At 33.7% G+C, this 15650-nt stretch carries 19 protein-coding genes; 5 read left to right on the top strand and 14 right to left on the bottom strand.

Going from position 1 to position 15650, the window contains the following annotated elements:
• Positions 1-181: 181 nt before the first annotated feature.
• The 4 genes from EP747_RS25175 to EP747_RS02345 all read left to right on the top strand — a co-directional run bounded on the left by EP747_RS25175 (position 182) and on the right by EP747_RS02345 (position 1905).
• Positions 182-415: a DUF3953 domain-containing protein gene (locus EP747_RS25175; protein WP_328590700.1), complete on the top strand. Its 234-nt coding sequence runs from the start codon at positions 182-184 to the stop codon at positions 413-415.
• A 68-nt stretch (positions 416-483) separates the two neighbouring features.
• The gene (locus EP747_RS02355; protein WP_129688364.1) at positions 484-855 is read left to right on the top strand and encodes a hypothetical protein; all 372 of its coding nucleotides are present in this window, start codon (positions 484-486) and stop codon (positions 853-855) included.
• 122 nt (positions 856-977) lie between these two features.
• Positions 978-1487 (top strand): hypothetical protein, encoded by a 510-nt coding sequence (locus EP747_RS02350; RefSeq protein ID WP_165346800.1) that lies wholly within the window; start codon positions 978-980, stop codon positions 1485-1487.
• Between the two features lie 217 nt (positions 1488-1704).
• On the top strand, positions 1705-1905 hold the full coding sequence (locus tag EP747_RS02345) for a hypothetical protein (protein ID WP_129688363.1): 201 nt from the start codon (positions 1705-1707) through the stop codon (positions 1903-1905).
• A 462-nt stretch (positions 1906-2367) separates the two neighbouring features.
• Here the strand turns inward: EP747_RS02345 and EP747_RS02340 are convergent, their stop codons facing one another.
• The 3 genes from EP747_RS02340 to mobB form a co-directional block, all read right to left on the bottom strand.
• Positions 2368-3015, bottom strand: a complete 648-nt coding sequence (locus tag EP747_RS02340; protein ID WP_129688362.1) for an MOSC domain-containing protein — start codon at positions 3013-3015, stop codon at positions 2368-2370.
• Positions 3016-3127: 112 nt separating this feature from the next.
• Positions 3128-3784, bottom strand: a complete 657-nt coding sequence (gene modB / locus EP747_RS02335; protein ID WP_129688361.1) for a molybdate ABC transporter permease subunit — start codon at positions 3782-3784, stop codon at positions 3128-3130.
• Between the two features lie 32 nt (positions 3785-3816).
• A complete protein-coding gene (mobB, locus tag EP747_RS02330) occupies positions 3817-4359 on the bottom strand; it encodes a molybdopterin-guanine dinucleotide biosynthesis protein B (RefSeq protein WP_129688360.1) in 543 nt (180 codons plus the stop codon).
• 263 nt (positions 4360-4622) lie between these two features.
• Between mobB and EP747_RS02325 the strand changes: the two genes are divergently transcribed.
• Positions 4623-4979: a DUF2294 domain-containing protein gene (locus EP747_RS02325; RefSeq protein WP_097974143.1), complete on the top strand. Its 357-nt coding sequence runs from the start codon at positions 4623-4625 to the stop codon at positions 4977-4979.
• A 38-nt stretch (positions 4980-5017) separates the two neighbouring features.
• Here the strand turns inward: EP747_RS02325 and moaC are convergent, their stop codons facing one another.
• From moaC to fdhF, 11 genes are all read right to left on the bottom strand, one after another.
• Entirely contained in the window at positions 5018-5500 is a 483-nt protein-coding gene (gene moaC, locus EP747_RS02320) for a cyclic pyranopterin monophosphate synthase MoaC (protein WP_129688359.1), read from the bottom strand.
• 35 nt (positions 5501-5535) lie between these two features.
• Entirely contained in the window at positions 5536-6105 is a 570-nt protein-coding gene (locus EP747_RS02315) for a molybdenum cofactor guanylyltransferase (RefSeq protein ID WP_129688358.1), read from the bottom strand.
• Positions 6102-6596, bottom strand: coding sequence for a MogA/MoaB family molybdenum cofactor biosynthesis protein (locus tag EP747_RS02310; RefSeq protein WP_129688357.1), 495 nt, complete (start codon positions 6594-6596; stop codon positions 6102-6104). The genes EP747_RS02315 and EP747_RS02310 overlap by 4 nt, the downstream gene beginning before the upstream one ends.
• A gap of 33 nt (positions 6597-6629) precedes the next feature.
• Positions 6630-6866, bottom strand: coding sequence for a molybdopterin converting factor subunit 1 (moaD, locus tag EP747_RS02305; RefSeq protein ID WP_129688356.1), 237 nt, complete (start codon positions 6864-6866; stop codon positions 6630-6632).
• The gene (locus tag EP747_RS02300) at positions 6863-7333 is read right to left on the bottom strand and encodes a molybdenum cofactor biosynthesis protein MoaE (protein WP_129688355.1); all 471 of its coding nucleotides are present in this window, start codon (positions 7331-7333) and stop codon (positions 6863-6865) included. Before EP747_RS02300 ends, moaD begins: the two co-directional genes overlap by 4 nt.
• Positions 7334-7376: 43 nt before the next feature.
• A complete protein-coding gene (glp, locus tag EP747_RS02295) occupies positions 7377-8666 on the bottom strand; it encodes a gephyrin-like molybdotransferase Glp (protein WP_129688354.1) in 1290 nt (429 codons plus the stop codon).
• Between the two features lie 19 nt (positions 8667-8685).
• The gene (locus EP747_RS02290) at positions 8686-9702 is read right to left on the bottom strand and encodes a molybdopterin-synthase adenylyltransferase MoeB (protein ID WP_129688353.1); all 1017 of its coding nucleotides are present in this window, start codon (positions 9700-9702) and stop codon (positions 8686-8688) included.
• A 261-nt stretch (positions 9703-9963) separates the two neighbouring features.
• The gene (moaA, locus tag EP747_RS02285; protein WP_129688352.1) at positions 9964-10989 is read right to left on the bottom strand and encodes a GTP 3',8-cyclase MoaA; all 1026 of its coding nucleotides are present in this window, start codon (positions 10987-10989) and stop codon (positions 9964-9966) included.
• Between the two features lie 47 nt (positions 10990-11036).
• Positions 11037-11828: a formate dehydrogenase accessory sulfurtransferase FdhD gene (gene fdhD, locus EP747_RS02280; protein ID WP_129688828.1), complete on the bottom strand. Its 792-nt coding sequence runs from the start codon at positions 11826-11828 to the stop codon at positions 11037-11039.
• 148 nt (positions 11829-11976) lie between these two features.
• A complete protein-coding gene (locus EP747_RS02275; protein ID WP_129688351.1) occupies positions 11977-12456 on the bottom strand; it encodes a DUF1641 domain-containing protein in 480 nt (159 codons plus the stop codon).
• A gap of 12 nt (positions 12457-12468) precedes the next feature.
• A complete protein-coding gene (gene fdhF / locus EP747_RS02270) occupies positions 12469-15396 on the bottom strand; it encodes a formate dehydrogenase subunit alpha (protein WP_129688827.1) in 2928 nt (975 codons plus the stop codon).
• Positions 15397-15650 lie beyond the last annotated feature (254 nt).

Below are 15650 nucleotides of genomic sequence, written 5' to 3'. Positions count from 1 at the left end.
ATTATTACAACTAAACCTTTCATTTTAATTTCGTGTGGGACAATTAGAGACATTTGTTATACAACTAACGCAGTGCGATAGTTCAATAATTAAATTAATAGTTGCAACTATTAATTTTGTCTTAATTATGAATGTTTACTTATTAAATAATGAATCTATCCACTAAGTAACGGAGGAAAACATGTTGAAGTTATTAAGAATAATACCTGGTGTGATAGCCTTCGCTTTGGCTATCTATGGCTTAATATCTAATAAGACGGTATTAATGCCATATATGTTCTTTTTCTTAGGTTCAATGTTTTTGGTGACAGGTATATCAGAATTTCGATTAAAAAGAAAAAGAACTGCTTATATTAATTTTTTTGTATCTTTGTTTGTGTTCGTTGTATCAATACAAGGATTCTTATTCAACTAACGCATGCGTTAGTTACATAAGATTTGATCATGGATGTTATTATTTGAGTGGTTCAAGTAGGGGTAAAAATGGATAAGAATATAGACTTAGAAAAAAGGAAAATAAGCGATTTTTCTTTTTTTGATGTTAAATTAATTACTGATTTTCATTTAAAAATGTTTGAAGAAGCATTTGAAAGGAAAGCAGTTCTTGATATTGAATTTGTAATTGAAAGAACTGGATCTTTGTTTAAAACAATTATTAGGTTTCATGATCCACAAGAAATCAAATTTGAATCTGGTGGAAACTATCACCAAATATCATTAGATATAATAGACATTAGCGAACGGAGATGGGAGAACTTAAGTCTTGAAGTGACGGATTATGAAGACGATAGGTTGCATTTTTATTGTTCGAAAGCTGAAGTTTTAGATATAAGAAAAACATCATATAGTAAATAACTTATACAACTAACGCATGCGTTAGTTGAAGAACGTAAAGGACTGTTAATCGGTCCTTTTGTGTATTAACTGGCAATTTATTCAATGGTATTATTAAAGAAAAAATGTAATGTGGTGATTTTATGAGCGAACGTAAAATACAATTGCAGCAAAAAATAAAAGTTACAAAGCAAAAATATAAGAGAAAAGAATTAATGAATATTCTACCTAAAGATTTGGCATCCGTTATAGAAAAATGCGAAATTATCACTTCACCAGAATTAGAAATAATCCTAGATAAGGTACATGCGAAGTGGAACTATGATTTACATAAAGTAGATTTTATATTAAATTATAGTAATTTTAGAAATGAATTTAGTTGGGAAAGAGAAGTAGTTCAGTATGTGCAAGGAATAGATATTGAAGAGCAATTAGTATACTTATTTTTGGGTATAGTAGATAGTCCTATATTTCTTATTAACGGTAAATGGGTAATAAAAAACTTTGATATTTTATGGCAATTTATAGACAATGAGGACATATGGATTGTTAGTCAAGATTACAGTTACGGAATACTTGTATCTCGTTATGGTGGATATTTAGAGCACGATCCAAACCCAAAAGAAATACTTTATGCGATTACTAAATGGTGAAAGAAATCATAAATCTTATGCAACTAACACATGCATTAGTTGCATAAGCAGCAAAAAAGGAATTACGAAGAAAATCCTTTTTGATATACCTCTAATGTTCATTATGTAAACAAGAATTGCATAACATTTTCATTAAAATTAAGCACTTGTCCATTTCTTTTTACTTGTCCAATCATAGGATGTTGAGATGAAATTAAAAAGAAAAGGTGTTGTTATAATGGGTTGCAACTGTAACAATGAAAGAAATAACGAAAGAAATAATGAAAGAAATAATAATAGAAATAACAGAAGAGATAGAGATATTACGTTTAATGCCAAAATCACGGTTGATAAAGAAGAATTCTGTCGTGCAGTAGATCGTTGTGACGATGACAGACGCGATAACGATCGTCGTAGTGACAGATGGTGGAACTTTTAAGTTCAAAAAGCAAATAAAAGGAAATTCGATTTTTTTCTATATTAAGAATTGAATGAAATATAGTATATTCTTCAATTTCTTTTACGAGAACATCTGTCCCTGCCTTTAAATAGGATAGATGTTCTTTGTTTTTTCAAAAATGATTGCTTGGATCACTATTTCGTTAGGTATCACTATTTCAGGTGTTTTAGGAATCATATTGAACCTTAATGATTAAGTTGTTCAGCTTACGTAATTCTTTAGTTGAACAAGACAATCGGAAGAATAGTCGATTTTTTTATTGAACTAAATTGCAGGATATTTGCTTAAGAATTTTAAATAATTAAAGATAAATTTGAAATGATTTATTCTCATAGTCCCCTAAGGATGTCTAATTAGGCATTCTTTTTTAATTCAAAAAAGCATTTTAATTTAAAAAGAAGCCACTCTAATTCAAGCGACTTCCCGTTAACTAATAATATTTTAAACTAAACTCTCCAAACGCTTATTTAACCGAATTCTCCAATCCTCAGCTAACTCAGGAACTTCCAATATCGCTTTTATTCCTTCAACATTTTTTGGATCATGGAAATAAATCTCGTTGCAATAAAGAACCGAAACTTTATTTTTTTGAGTTTCGATTAATTCTATGTTCGAATCTTTTCTGATCGTTCCCTCTTTTAATACACGGCATAAGTAGCCTGTAAAACCAGTTTCTACGATTCTCTTAAGTGCTACATTCGTTCTCCTTGTAATTGTGTCACAAGGTATTCTACTTTGAGTAATTTGTATAATTGCATCGCCAATTTGGTAAACATCGCCAATGCATACGTCTTTTTCTAACATATTTGTGACAGTAATATTTTCTCCGAATGCTGAAAGTGGTAAATTTATATTAAACTCTTTTTCCCAAAGTGCGTAGTGTTCATATGGATACACACATACAGCTCGTTCTGGTCCACCGTGATGTTTTAAGTCAGCTACTCCATCACCTTTAAAGCCTTCTTTTGATAAGTAAACTTCTTCTATTCCTTCTTTACAAATCCCCGTTATCATTTCTTTGTTTTCGCCGTATTCCATTTTACTCGGTAATCCTACTGCTAGATTAATTAACTCAACTTTATTTGCCATACCTTCCACCCTCTCTTTTTTAAGTTTCTAATTGTAAAACTGGGTTTTATTTTATGTAAACTAAAATTTTGGAGCATTATATACTAATTAAAGATGATACAAATCTACAAAATCATTTTTGTTTCAACTGTACAACGAACAGCATAATAAAAGAAATTAAGACCATTGAAAGCACCCATAACCAAGCCATTTTCATATTTCCAGCATCAATTGCTAAATAAATTGCTGTCGGGACAGTTTGTGTTTTTCCTGGAATGTTTCCAGCAAACATAAGTGTAGCACCGAACTCGCCTAGTACTCTTGCAACGCTTAATATACTTCCTGAGATAATAGCTTTTAATGAAAGTGGAATTGAAATCAAGAAAAAAACATTCCATTCATTTGCCCCACAAACTCTAGCTGCCTCTTCAATCTCGTTGTCTACACCTTGAAATCCAGTTTTTGTAGATTGATACATGAGGGGAAATGCTACAACAATTGATGCAATTACAGCAGCCCACCATGTAAAAACAATTGGCTGTTTAACTAACCATTCGATCATTTTTCCAACGAAGCTTTGTCTTCCGAAAATGACTAATAGTAAAAATCCTACGACTGTAGGAGGAAGAACTAAAGGTAACATTAAAATTGTTTCTAGAAGTGTCTTACCTTTGAAGGATTTCATAGAGAGAATTCTTCCAGCTATAGTCCCTAAAATAATAACGATAACTCCTGCCACGATCGTAACCTTAAGGGAAATCTTAAGGGGAATTAAAAACTCTTCAAACAATTAAATTCCTCATTTCAAAAAAAACCATATTTTCATCTATTTTTTTTCTCTATGAAATTACCTTTTGACATTTCATTCATCAAAAAATCTAGATAATTTTCTTCATCACAAAGATGGAAATATTGATAATCATTCAATCTACCCTCTTCAATCTCAAAATGGCTGATTACACAGATAATATTCGTTAATGAATCGAGTAAATTTAGATCATCCTCACTTCTTATTAATACTACTTTTGGATAACTTTCCCTTTTATAACCTTCAATAAAAATAATATCAGTTGAAAAAAAACGATATAATTCAATTGTTTTCTTTAAATCCCAATTGATAAAATTTGTTCTTAATTGCAAGACTCCATCACCTTCAACACTAGAAACGATTGCTCCTGCATCCAAGTGACGACTACTGTCTTTACGTTCTATTTCTAGATCAGGCGCACCGCCATGACCATGATGTTTTATAGTAGCAGCTAATAATCCTTGGTGATTGGCCTGTTTAATGAGTTTTTCAGTAAGTGTTGTTTTCCCACTATTTTGATAGCCTACAATTTGCAAAATGGAATAGTTCTTTTTCATCGCTCTCAATTCCTTTTTATTAAATACTATTATTATAAGGAGCCTACAGAAAAAACACCATTCATTCAAAAATCAATTTAATAGATTCTTGTATTGATGGTGGAGCAGTTAGTTAAATTACTATTATCGCTTACTTTTACTTGCATTAATTTTTACACTTAGTAAAGTCTTTAAGAAGATGTTTACTTTTAGTTTTTTTCTTTAAATTTTCTAATCATTGTTTTATGATAAGAAAAACAGAATTAAGTTAAGGGGTATATGTAATGTCTAAAGTCATCCATGAATTTAATGACTATATACGAAAACTGCGTAAAGAATTATTTGGTAAAGGCCCTGAAAGAATCCATACTGTTTTTGTTGAAAATATGGCTGTTTCAACTTTGTATGGAAATCTTACACCTACTGAGCTATTTATCGCTCAAACTTCTGAAGGGCGTGATATCGTACATAATGCTAGAACTAAGATGATTCAAGATGTATATGCGAAGAATCATCCAGTTAAGTTAGAAGAAATCGTTGATGCAAAGTTTATCAATCTTTTCTCGGATATGAAAGTTGAAGAAGATATTGCGATTTCAGTTTTTGTGTTTGATAAAAAATTGGAAAACTTAATTGATTAGTTAGTAGAGCTACTAATCAATTAAGTTTATATTCGACCTTATTTATGGAAAAAGTCGCCACTTTTCCCACCTTTCTTTTGAACTAAAAACGTTTCTTTTATGACCATACTTTTATCAACGGCTTTACACATATCGTAAAATGTAAGGCCAGCTACACTTACAGCTGTAAGTGCCTCCATTTCAACTCCAGTTTTTCCACTGCATTTCACTGTCGCACAAATGATTAAATCATATCCATTAGGTGCTTCTACATATTCGAATGTAAAGTCAGTTCCTGAAAGTGCGATTGGGTGACACATTGGAATAATGTCAGAAGTTTTTTTAGCTCCCATAATTCCAGCAATTTGTGCAACATTTAGTGGATCACCTTTTTTAATTAATCCATTTTGAATTGCTTCATATAATTCCGTTGAGATCGAAATTGTACTTTGCGCAATTGCAACTCTTGTAGTGATGTCTTTTTCTGATATATCGACCATTTTAGGTCTTCCTTCTTCATTCCAATGTGAAAATTCACTCATGGGAGTACCTCCAGGTAATTCTTAAATTTGATAAATTAAATCCAGTCAATCTGACTATTTATATTCTTAAAGACGATATCGTCACTTGAAAATTGGACAGTCATTACATTCACTTCCTTAAATAATAACTGAACTTTTCGATTGTTTTTATCTAAAATCTCTTTCATTTTTTCGATACAATTTCGATGATAGAGCGCAAATAGTGGTTGAAGTTTATCGGACTGGATTGGGACGATTGCATCAACATTCGTATTTTCTGCCCTTTCAATCATGTTTTTTACAAAGTCAGCTGTAATAAAAGGGGTGTCGCAGGCTAGGACAAAATACCAGTCTTTGTTTGGTATGTTGGAAAATGCATTGTACATCGCATACAGAGGTCCTTGGTATTCTTTGGCTTCTCCTTCAATGACAAAGTCTAGATCATTTTTACGAAAATACGGAACTAGTTTTTCGTTCGTTGAAATGATAATTGGAGAAATCGAATTTTCCTTTAAGGCTTCTACACTATATTCATACAATAATTTGTCTTTATACGTTTCAAACATTTTTGGTTTACCGTAACGGGATGACTTTCCACCTGCTAAAACGACGCCAGCTATGTTCATTGCCTATTTAATTCTTCAACAAAATGTTGGCATGTCGGTAAAATTAGTTTTGTCATTGCTAGATTTACTGCGTTCTTTGAACCTGGAATTACGTAGATCGCTTTATCATGAAAGCTACCTGCGATTGCTCTACTAAACATAGCCTTTGGACCGATTTCTGAATAACTTAATGAACGGAACAATTCTCCAAATCCTTGCATTTCTTTATCGAGCATTTTTGAAATTGCTTCATATGTAACATCTCTTTTCGTAAAACCAGTACCACCTGTTATAATAATAACTTGAATCGTTTCATCTTCACTCCATGATTTAACAATCGAATTGATCAATGCTATTTCATCTTTTGTGATTTTATAATCATGGACGATATGTTTTTGCTCGTCTAATAAAGATTTAATTAATTTACCACTCTCGTCATTTTCAATAGTTCTAGTATCACTAACTGTTAAAACCGCTGCGTTAACAATCGCTTTTTCATTATGTTTATGCATCATTCTACCTACTTTCAAGCTTTATGGAATCCATCAGCCCCCACTTACTGGTGGAATAAATGCGACAGTATCTCCATCATTTACAATTTCTTCATCTGTTACAAACTCTTCATTTATTGCAGTCATAATCTGATTCAGTTGTGGTAAATCATAGTTATTCATAAGCCAGTTTTTTAACTCTTTTACGTTTATTCCATTTTTATCGGTCACTGTGAATTCATCAGTTCCGGCTTTCTCACGTAAATGAGCAAATAATAACACTTTAATCATTTTGATTCCTCCACACTTGGTTTTCCTTCTTGGTATGGTGTATTTTCTAATTGGTCACCGATCCACATCGTACCATCTTCCCAAAACTCTTTTTTCCAAATTGGAACGATTTGTTTAATTCGTTCGATTGCGTATTCATTTGCTTCGTAAGCCACTTTACGGTGCGGAGAGGAAACTGCAATAACAACGGCAATATCGCTAATCTCTAATCTTCCAACTCTATGAGTAATTGCAACAATTGCTTCCGGCCATTTTTGCTTGATTTCATCACCAATTTGGGCAAGTTTTTTTACGGCCATTGATTCATATGCTTGATACTCTAGCGACAAAGTCTTTTTTCCTTTTGTTAACTCTCTAACTGTACCAATAAAAACAGTAATTGCTCCTGCATTTCTACTTTTTACTTTGTTTGAAACTTCCTCAACAACAATAGGTGTATCGACAATATTAAATAATGTTTGTTCCAAGTAAACCACTTCACTTTTCTTAAATTAATAGCGTTCTATTTATTTACTTATATGCAGGTATAAAATCATACCAAGGCCATTTACTACCTTCATAATCTTCTAATAATAATAAGTCAACCGACATACCTTTTTCATATTTTCTAGTTCCTCCAGGTAAAACAATAAAAGCATCCGTATAGGCTAATGAAGATACTGCGCTGGACTTATCAAAACCTGCTGGAATTGCTGTTAATTGACCTTCATGATAAACAATTTTACCTCTTACAAATCTTGTAAATGGATTTGGCTTTGGAAAGTTTTCTCCTAAAATGGCACTTACTCTTTTTAAATGTGGTGTTTCGTTAAATAAATAAGATTTGATAATCGGTCTAACAAATAGCTCAAATCCAACAAAACAAGCGGATGGATTTCCAGATAAACCGAATAATAATTTATTTTCAAAATGCGCTACTGTTGTTACACTTCCTGGACGCATGGCAATTTTATTAAATAAAACTGTAGCTCCTAATCTTGCGTAAATATCTGGTAAATAGTCATAATCACCGACAGATACACCACCGGTCGTAATTAGAATATCAACTTGCTCTAACGCATTTTGAACTTCTGAAAAACAAGTATCCAAATCATCGCTAAACTTTCCTAAATATTTAGGGATTGCACCTGCTTTTTGAATTTGAGCGAGAATCATATAGGAATTACTATTGCGAATTTTACCAGGTTCGAGTGGTTCATCGACATCTAGAAGCTCACTCCCTGTCGCAATGACTCCGATGACTGGCCTCTTCGCTACAGGAACTTGACTATATCCAAATGTAGCAAGTAAAGCAATCACTCCAGGGTTGATTTCAGTTCCTTTTTTGACAAGAATATCACCTTTATGCGTTTCTTCCCCTTGGAATGAAATATTATCGCCTTTTTGATACGAACGTTTAATTTCAATAAAAGTTTTACCTTCAGTTTTAATCTCTTTCGCTAATTCAAGCATGACAACAGCTGTACAACCTTGAGGTATTTGAGCTCCGGTCATAATACGAACGGCCTGCAATGGTACTACTTCATTTGGAAAAACTGAACCAGCTCCAATTTCTCCAACTACTTCAAAGATTGTTGGATTTTCATTGCTTGTAAGAATAGTATCTTCAGCCCGAATCGCAAAACCATCATAAGGAGAGCGGTCAAAAGCAGGTATATCCTGATCAGCTTTTAGATCATCAGCTAATACTCGTCCATATGCTAAATCGATTGATACCATTTCTTGTGATCCGTGTTTGGCAAAATCCATCACTTTACGAACTGCTTCTTCGATTGGTAGTGGTACTCGTTTTTCAACCATTCTTTTCATCCTCTCTCTATTAACCTAATAAACGATAATATAGTTTTTTGGCTTCCTGTATATCATTTGTGCCATGAACAAAAACTCTACCATCTTGAAAAATAACAAATCGATAATCTTCTATCTGACAAGAAATCAAATAAGGATTTCGTTGGACTTTTCCGTGTTGTTTTAGTTGAATTTCTAGTTCATTAAAGTCGTAATTTTTAGTCGTTGAAGGTCTGATTTGGACTGTATTTCGCCCACAAAGTGTACTTGTTTTTGTTTGATTTTCAAATGCTAAATAAGGATACGTCCTATTTGTTCCACATGAAGGACAATCATCTGATTTGAGTTTCGACACTTTAAAAGAAAAATGTTGATTATTCCATAAATCAAATGTAAGGAATTTTGAATTAATAGCTGAATAATCCTCAACTAATAGTTTTAATACTTCAGCAACCTGGTATGCCGCCACTAATTGTACCGCAGGACTAATGACTCCGGCTGTGTCACATGTCACACCAGGTACTGGTAAACTTTTTAATATACAGTTTAAACAAGGAGTTTTATTAGGCAGAATCGTACAACACATACCAAAGCTCCCGACACAAGAGCCATAAACCCACGGAATTTCATATTTCTGTGATAAATCATTAATGATAAAACGAATATCAAAATTATCTGTTGCATCAATCAAAACATCAGTGTCCTTCAAATGGACTTCCATATTATCTGCACTTGCATCCATTACTAGCGCATTGATGCTCACATCTGAATTTATTTTTTGGAGACGCCCTTTAGCGGCAATTACTTTCGGCAATTTCTCAAATGCATCTTCTTCGGTATAAAGCTGTTGCCTTTGCAAGTTACTCATTTCAACATAATCTCGGTCAATTAAAGTTAACTTTCCAATTCCAGCTCTAACAAGTGCCTCGGCGCTAGCACTTCCTAACGCGCCTGCCCCAACAATTAAAACATGTTTCTTTCTAATTAATTCTTGTCCTTTTTCACCGATCGGAGTAAAAAGTTGCTGACGTGAATAACGTTCTGACATAAGATATCCTCCATTAAAGAGCAGGACCTAGCGAAATAGATAAAAAGTTTTCTCCGGGTATCCTCACCAATTTTTCTGCTTTTCTTGTTTTCCCTCTATTAAATAAAGCAGCATTAAGAAATCCTCATCATATAAGGAGTTCTGAATGCTGCTTAATTTCCCTGCTAAACGAACAGAGATACCAATCATCACTTTCTAATTTTTAGTTAGAGCGTTACACAGAAATTGCATAAACTCCAAACCTTCTATTATTGGTGATGATTAACCACCTATATGTGACATTTCAATTTTATGTGATGATTTATCATTCATTTTTTTCGTATGACTTAATCGTTCATCTGAATAACGATCAGTTCGGTTGCTCCATATCGAAAGAATCGTTTCTTTTATTTGTTCATCATCTTGGTTAGACCTTACCAATTCTTTTAGATCAAAACCTTTTGTTGCAAATAAACAAGTATATAATTTTCCTTCTGCAGATATACGTGCTCTTGTACAAGTTGAACAAAATGAATCGGTCACTGATGAAATAATTCCAATTTCATCATCACTATCTTTGTAGCGATATCGATTAGCAACTTCTCCTACATAATTAGCTTCTGTAAATTCTAAAGGCATGACTTCATTGATCATATCGATGATTGTTTGTTTTCCTACTACTTCATCGAGCCTCCAGCCGTTATAATTTCCAACATCCATATACTCAATAAAACGAAGAATATGTTTTTTCTCTTTAAAATATTGTGCCATCGGGATAATATCTTGTTCATTCTTTCCTTTTTGAACAACCATATTGATTTTAACCTTCATCCCAATATCAGAAGCGGCTTGTATTCCTTCAAGCACAGACTTTACATTTCCTCGATTACCACTCATATATGAAAATCGTTCTTCATCTAAAGAGTCTATGCTGACGGTCACTCTTCTTAAACCGGCTTCATATAAATCTTTTGCAAACTTTTTAAGTAAAGTACCGTTTGTTGTTAAAGCAATATCTTCTACACCATCTATTTTATTTAATCGTTCAATCAGTTTAGGTAAATTTTTACGTAATAAAGGTTCTCCACCAGTAATTCTAATTTTTCTTACCCCTAAAGATACAAAAATACGCGTTAATCTTTCAATTTCATCAAAAGATAGTATTTTATCTTGTGATAAAAAAGAATAGTCCTGACCAAAAATTTCTTCCGGCATACAATAACGGCAACGAAAATTGCAGCGATCGGTAACAGATATACGTAAATCCTGTAAAGGTCGATGATGTTTATCCAATGCAACATTTTTCATAACCATTGCCTCACTTCTTTTATTTCATAAATGATCTGTTTAAGTTTCTATTTCACAATACGCTTTGAATGAGTATAAACATTAAGTGATTGATTTCGAATAAATCCCACTGTCGTAATTCCTAATTCTTCAGCTAATTGAAGAGCTAATTCTGTTGGAGCTGACTTAGTCAGTATGACCTCACAACCTATTTTAGCTACTTTTAGTAAAATTTCAGAAGATAACCGCCCACTAAAAACAATTATTTTATCTGAAATACTTATATTATTTTTAAGACAATAACCATAGATTTTATCTAATGCATTATGCCTGCCAATATCCATTCTATTCAAAACAATCCCATTTAAATCACATAAAGCAGCATTATGGACTCCACCTGTTTCTTGAAACAAAAATGCGGACTGTTGCATCTCATTCATTAATCGAAAACAATCTTGAAATGATAGTTGAACATTTACTTCTTTCATTTTTTTTGCAGTCAATGCATCATTTACAAAAACAAAACCTTGTCTACTCATTCCACAGCATGATGTAATATATCTTTTACTTTGAATATCTTTATAATATGGATTAATATTCTTTGTTTTTACATGGACAAAGCCTTCTTTTTCTTGGAACCATATGTTCTCAATATCCTCGTATTTTCGGATGACCCCTTCGGATGCTAGAAATCCTACGACCATATCCTCAATATATTCTGGGGTACTGACCATCGTAACAAATTCTTGTCCATTGATTTTTACCGTGACGGGAAATTCTGTGACAACGCTGTCTTCAATATAGTTTGTTTCACCATTTTCAAAGCGGAGAATTCCTCTTCTCACTTCAGTTGGTAGCATCGTATTAGATTCCCTTCTTTTTGAAATATTTTTAATATGTTTAAAAAAAATATTCATGAAGAGATGAACCATTCAATTAATTGATTTATTAAAAGGTTCATCTCTTATTATTAAACTCTTTTCTATTAAATACAAATTGTTTTTTCTATTATTCTTTTAGTCCTTTTCCCATACCTTTTAGAAAATTAATACCAAAACCAACTGCACGATTTACATCAGGATCTTTTAAAACTTTTACTAAATCAAGAATTCCTACTTTATCATCCTTTTCAAGATGTTTATTTCCTTCATCGATTCCTTTTGTTACGGAATTGATTAGCTTTGTAGTTAACTCTGGGTCTACACTTGAAAGTGCTCCAGCAGCTCCCATAATGTTATTGATGATATTTGTGACTGGCTCGCGGTTCATTTGTCCTAAAGCAATTTTTGTAATCTTCTCTTTAGATTGTAGCATTGAATTTGCAGCTTCAAGGACACCAGTATCATTTAATTCAGAAACGATATTTAATATTTTATTTAAGGAATCTTCATTTTCTGCTAATAAAAGCTTCAAATCCTCTAGTTTCTGTTGGTTTTGCTCTTCTTTGGTTGGTACGTATTTTTGAATCGTCGTGATTGGTTGTGCCATTTTTATTCCCCTTTATTTTGTCGTTAAGTGGACGTATCCTTCTCGTTCCCATTTGCGCTGTACCTCAACTCCATTTTGAGGATTTCGCTTTTTATTACGTGGGTTCGATTTTGGCAACGGACTTTCACCTTCTACACGTAATACTTCCATCCGTACTTTCGTTTGTTTATAAGCTGGTGTATTTGTACGGTGATCTTTAGCTGGACCTGTTAAGAAATTAATTGCAGATTCTTTATTTGTTGAATTCATCGGTAAGAACAACTCATTTTTCTGTACCCGGTCTGTTACTAGTGCTGGTAATTTCAGCGCGCCATAAGGTGATACTAATCGAACTAATGAGCCATCTTTAATGCCACGTTCATTCGCAAGCTCAGGTGACACTTCCACAAAAATTCCAGGCACTTTTAATTGAATACCGTATGATTTATTCGTCATATTCCCTTCATGGAAATGCTCAAGCATACGACCATTATTAATTAATAGGTCAAACTCTTCTGCAAACTCAGTTGGTTCCGACCAATCAGCTAAAGCAAATCTTGCTTTTTTATCTGGGAAATTAAAACCATCCTCATAAAGCAGTGGCGTACTTGCTCCGTCTAAGCTTCCCCAAAGGAAACTATCCCAGCCTTCCATCACTTCGTAGCTAGCTTGTGAGAATAGTGGCGCTAAACTTGCCATCTCAGCGAATATTTCACCTGGATGTTGATACTTCCAGTTTGCACCTAATCGGTTTGCAATTTCTTGGACAATCCACCAGTCAGCCTTCGATTCACCAAGAGTTGGTAATGCTTGATATAATCTTTGTACTCGACGCTCAGTATTTGTAAATGTTCCTTCTTTTTCAAGTGATGGCGCAGCAGGTAAAATAACATCTGCATATTGCGCTGTTTTTGAGAAGAAGAGATCTTGTACGACAAAGAAGTCCAAATCTGATAAAACTTCATCTACGTGGTTTGCATTACAATCGACAAGCGCCATATCTTCACCAACTAAGTACATAGCTTTCATTTCACCTTTTTCGATTGATTGAAGCATTTGGATATTGTCTAAACCAGGTTTCCCTCCGATTTCAACGCCCCACGCTTTTTCAAACTTCATGCGAGCCGCGTCATCCGTTACATGTTGGTAACCAGGAAGCCAGCCAGGTAGAGTACCCATATCACATGCACCTTGTACATTATTGTGACCACGAAGCGGATAAGCGCCAGCACCAGGGCGTCTATAGTTTCCTGTAGCAAGTAATAAGTTCGAAATCGCAGCAGATGTATCAGAGCCACCAGTGTTTTGTGTAACGCCCATGCCCCATAAAATACAAGTTCCATCTGCTTCATGAATCATTTCAGCTATTTGAATTAACGTTTCCTTTGAAATTCCAGTTACACTTTCGGCATATTCAAGTGTATATTTCTCAAGAACAGCTTTAAAATCCTCAAAGAAATGGACATTTTCATAGATGAATTTTAAGTCATGCCAGCCTTGGTCAATTATATATTTGGTTACAGCCATCAACCATACTTGGTCTGTACCTTGCTTTGGTCTAATAAAGATGTCAGAGCGTTCTGCCATTTCATTTTTACGAAGATCGGCAACAATTAGTTTTTGTCCATGTAGTTTATGTGCTCGCTTAACTCTTGTCGCAAGTACAGGATGACCTTCTGCTGGATTCGCACCGACGATTATAACTAGTCCAGCTTTTGCGATATCCTTTATCGTTCCTGCATCTCCACCCATACCAACTGTGCGGAATAATCCATCTGTTGCTGGAGATTGACAGTAACGTGAGCAATTATCAACATTATTTGTTTCAAATACTTGTCGTGCTAACTTCTGAATTAAATAGTTTTCTTCATTTGTAATTTTCGAAGAGGAGATAAATCCTACAGAGCCTTTACCATATTCTTGTTTAATGGAACCAAGTTTACTTGCAACTAAATCAAGGGCTTCATCCCAGCTCGCTTCAACAAATACGCCATTTTTTCGAATTAATGGCTTTGTAATTCGTTCTTTGGAATTTACAAAATCCCAACCAAATTTACCTTTTACACAAGTCGAAATAGCATTGACTGGTGCATCAGAGCTTGGTTGAACTTTTAAGATTTTTCGATCCTTCGTCCAAACCTCGAATGTACAACCAACACCACAGAATGTACAAACCGTTTTTGTCTTTTTCGTTCGTGTTTCTCGCATTGCTGCCTCAACTTCTGAAACTGCGAAAATACCACTATATCCAGGCTCTACTTTTTTTACTAAATCGATCATCGGATCAAGTAACTCGTCGTTTAATCCAGTCATAAAACCAGCTTCACCAAGCATTGATTTTTCCATTAATGCATTACAAGGACAAATTGTTACACATTGTCCACAACTTACACATGAAGAATCATTAATCGAAACACCCTTATCCCAAATAACACGTGGACGCTCAGCTTCCCAATCAATTGATAATGTCTCATTTACTTGAAGATTTTGACATACTTCCACACACTGTCCACACGCAATACATTGATTTGGATCATATCGATAAAAAGGATGTGTCAAGTCTACTTCACAAGAAGCACCCTTTGGCTGATAAGGATACTTTTGGTGTTCAATGCCCATTTCTTCAACTGTATTATGTAGCTTACAATTTCCATTGTTATTATCACAAACTGTGCAATATAATAAATGATTTTCTAATAAACGATCCATTGCTTCAGTTTGAGCTTCCTTCGCTTTAGGTGAAGTCAATTGAATATTCATTCCGCTCATTGCTACAGTTGAACATGAGCGCTTTAGCTCACCATTAATTTCTACAATACAAGTATCACAAGTTTGAATTGGATCGACTTCAGGAACATAACAAATTTGTGGATGACTAATTTCATTTTGATTGATGATTTGTAAGATTGTAGAACCTTGCTTTGCGATTACTTCTTTCCCGTCAAGCGTGATTGTAACCATGTTATTTTTCACGGTTTTCCTCCCCTTTTTCACATAAAAAAATCCACCATGAAATACACATACCCGATAAATAGGTTCAATGTTTTCATGGTGGAATAGTTTATTAGCAAATCGTACTAACATACCAATCCATTTTTTTGTTTACTAAATTGATAGAGTCATAACATCTCCCATACTATGATTCCATCTCAATAAATTAATTATAATCTTAAAATGATAATTAAACAATAGATTCACGATATGAAAGTAAAACG

It is taken from the genome of Gottfriedia acidiceleris, assembly GCF_004138285.1.
GTDB lineage: Bacteria > Bacillota > Bacilli > Bacillales > Bacillaceae_G > Gottfriedia > Gottfriedia acidiceleris_A.
Note: the sequence above shows the minus strand (reverse complement) of the source record. Positions and strands in the feature narration are given on the sequence as shown.

Bases quoted from the DNA above. Each gene is read 5' to 3' on its own strand.
- EP747_RS02340 (WP_129688362.1), bottom strand. From the start codon at position 3,015: ATGGCAAATAAAGTTGAGTTAATTAATCTAGCAGTAGGATTACCGAGT.
- glp (WP_129688354.1), bottom strand. From the start codon at position 8,666: ATGGTTGAAAAACGAGTACCACTACCAATCGAAGAAGCAGTTCGTAAA.
- EP747_RS02350 (WP_165346800.1), top strand. From the start codon at position 978: ATGAGCGAACGTAAAATACAATTGCAGCAAAAAATAAAAGTTACAAAG.
- moaD (WP_129688356.1), bottom strand. From the start codon at position 6,866: ATGATTAAAGTGTTATTATTTGCTCATTTACGTGAGAAAGCCGGAACT.
- moaC (WP_129688359.1), bottom strand. From the start codon at position 5,500: ATGAGTGAATTTTCACATTGGAATGAAGAAGGAAGACCTAAAATGGTC.
- EP747_RS02325 (WP_097974143.1), top strand. From the start codon at position 4,623: ATGTCTAAAGTCATCCATGAATTTAATGACTATATACGAAAACTGCGT.
- fdhD (WP_129688828.1), bottom strand. From the start codon at position 11,828: ATGCTACCAACTGAAGTGAGAAGAGGAATTCTCCGCTTTGAAAATGGT.
- EP747_RS02290 (WP_129688353.1), bottom strand. From the start codon at position 9,702: ATGTCAGAACGTTATTCACGTCAGCAACTTTTTACTCCGATCGGTGAA.
- EP747_RS02275 (WP_129688351.1), bottom strand. From the start codon at position 12,456: ATGGCACAACCAATCACGACGATTCAAAAATACGTACCAACCAAAGAA.
- mobB (WP_129688360.1), bottom strand. From the start codon at position 4,359: ATGAAAAAGAACTATTCCATTTTGCAAATTGTAGGCTATCAAAATAGT.
- EP747_RS02355 (WP_129688364.1), top strand. From the start codon at position 484: ATGGATAAGAATATAGACTTAGAAAAAAGGAAAATAAGCGATTTTTCT.
- EP747_RS02345 (WP_129688363.1), top strand. From the start codon at position 1,705: ATGGGTTGCAACTGTAACAATGAAAGAAATAACGAAAGAAATAATGAA.
- fdhF (WP_129688827.1), bottom strand. From the start codon at position 15,396: ATGGTTACAATCACGCTTGACGGGAAAGAAGTAATCGCAAAGCAAGGT.
- EP747_RS02310 (WP_129688357.1), bottom strand. From the start codon at position 6,596: ATGCATAAACATAATGAAAAAGCGATTGTTAACGCAGCGGTTTTAACA.
- moaA (WP_129688352.1), bottom strand. From the start codon at position 10,989: ATGAAAAATGTTGCATTGGATAAACATCATCGACCTTTACAGGATTTA.
- EP747_RS02315 (WP_129688358.1), bottom strand. From the start codon at position 6,105: ATGAACATAGCTGGCGTCGTTTTAGCAGGTGGAAAGTCATCCCGTTAC.
- EP747_RS25175 (WP_328590700.1), top strand. From the start codon at position 182: ATGTTGAAGTTATTAAGAATAATACCTGGTGTGATAGCCTTCGCTTTG.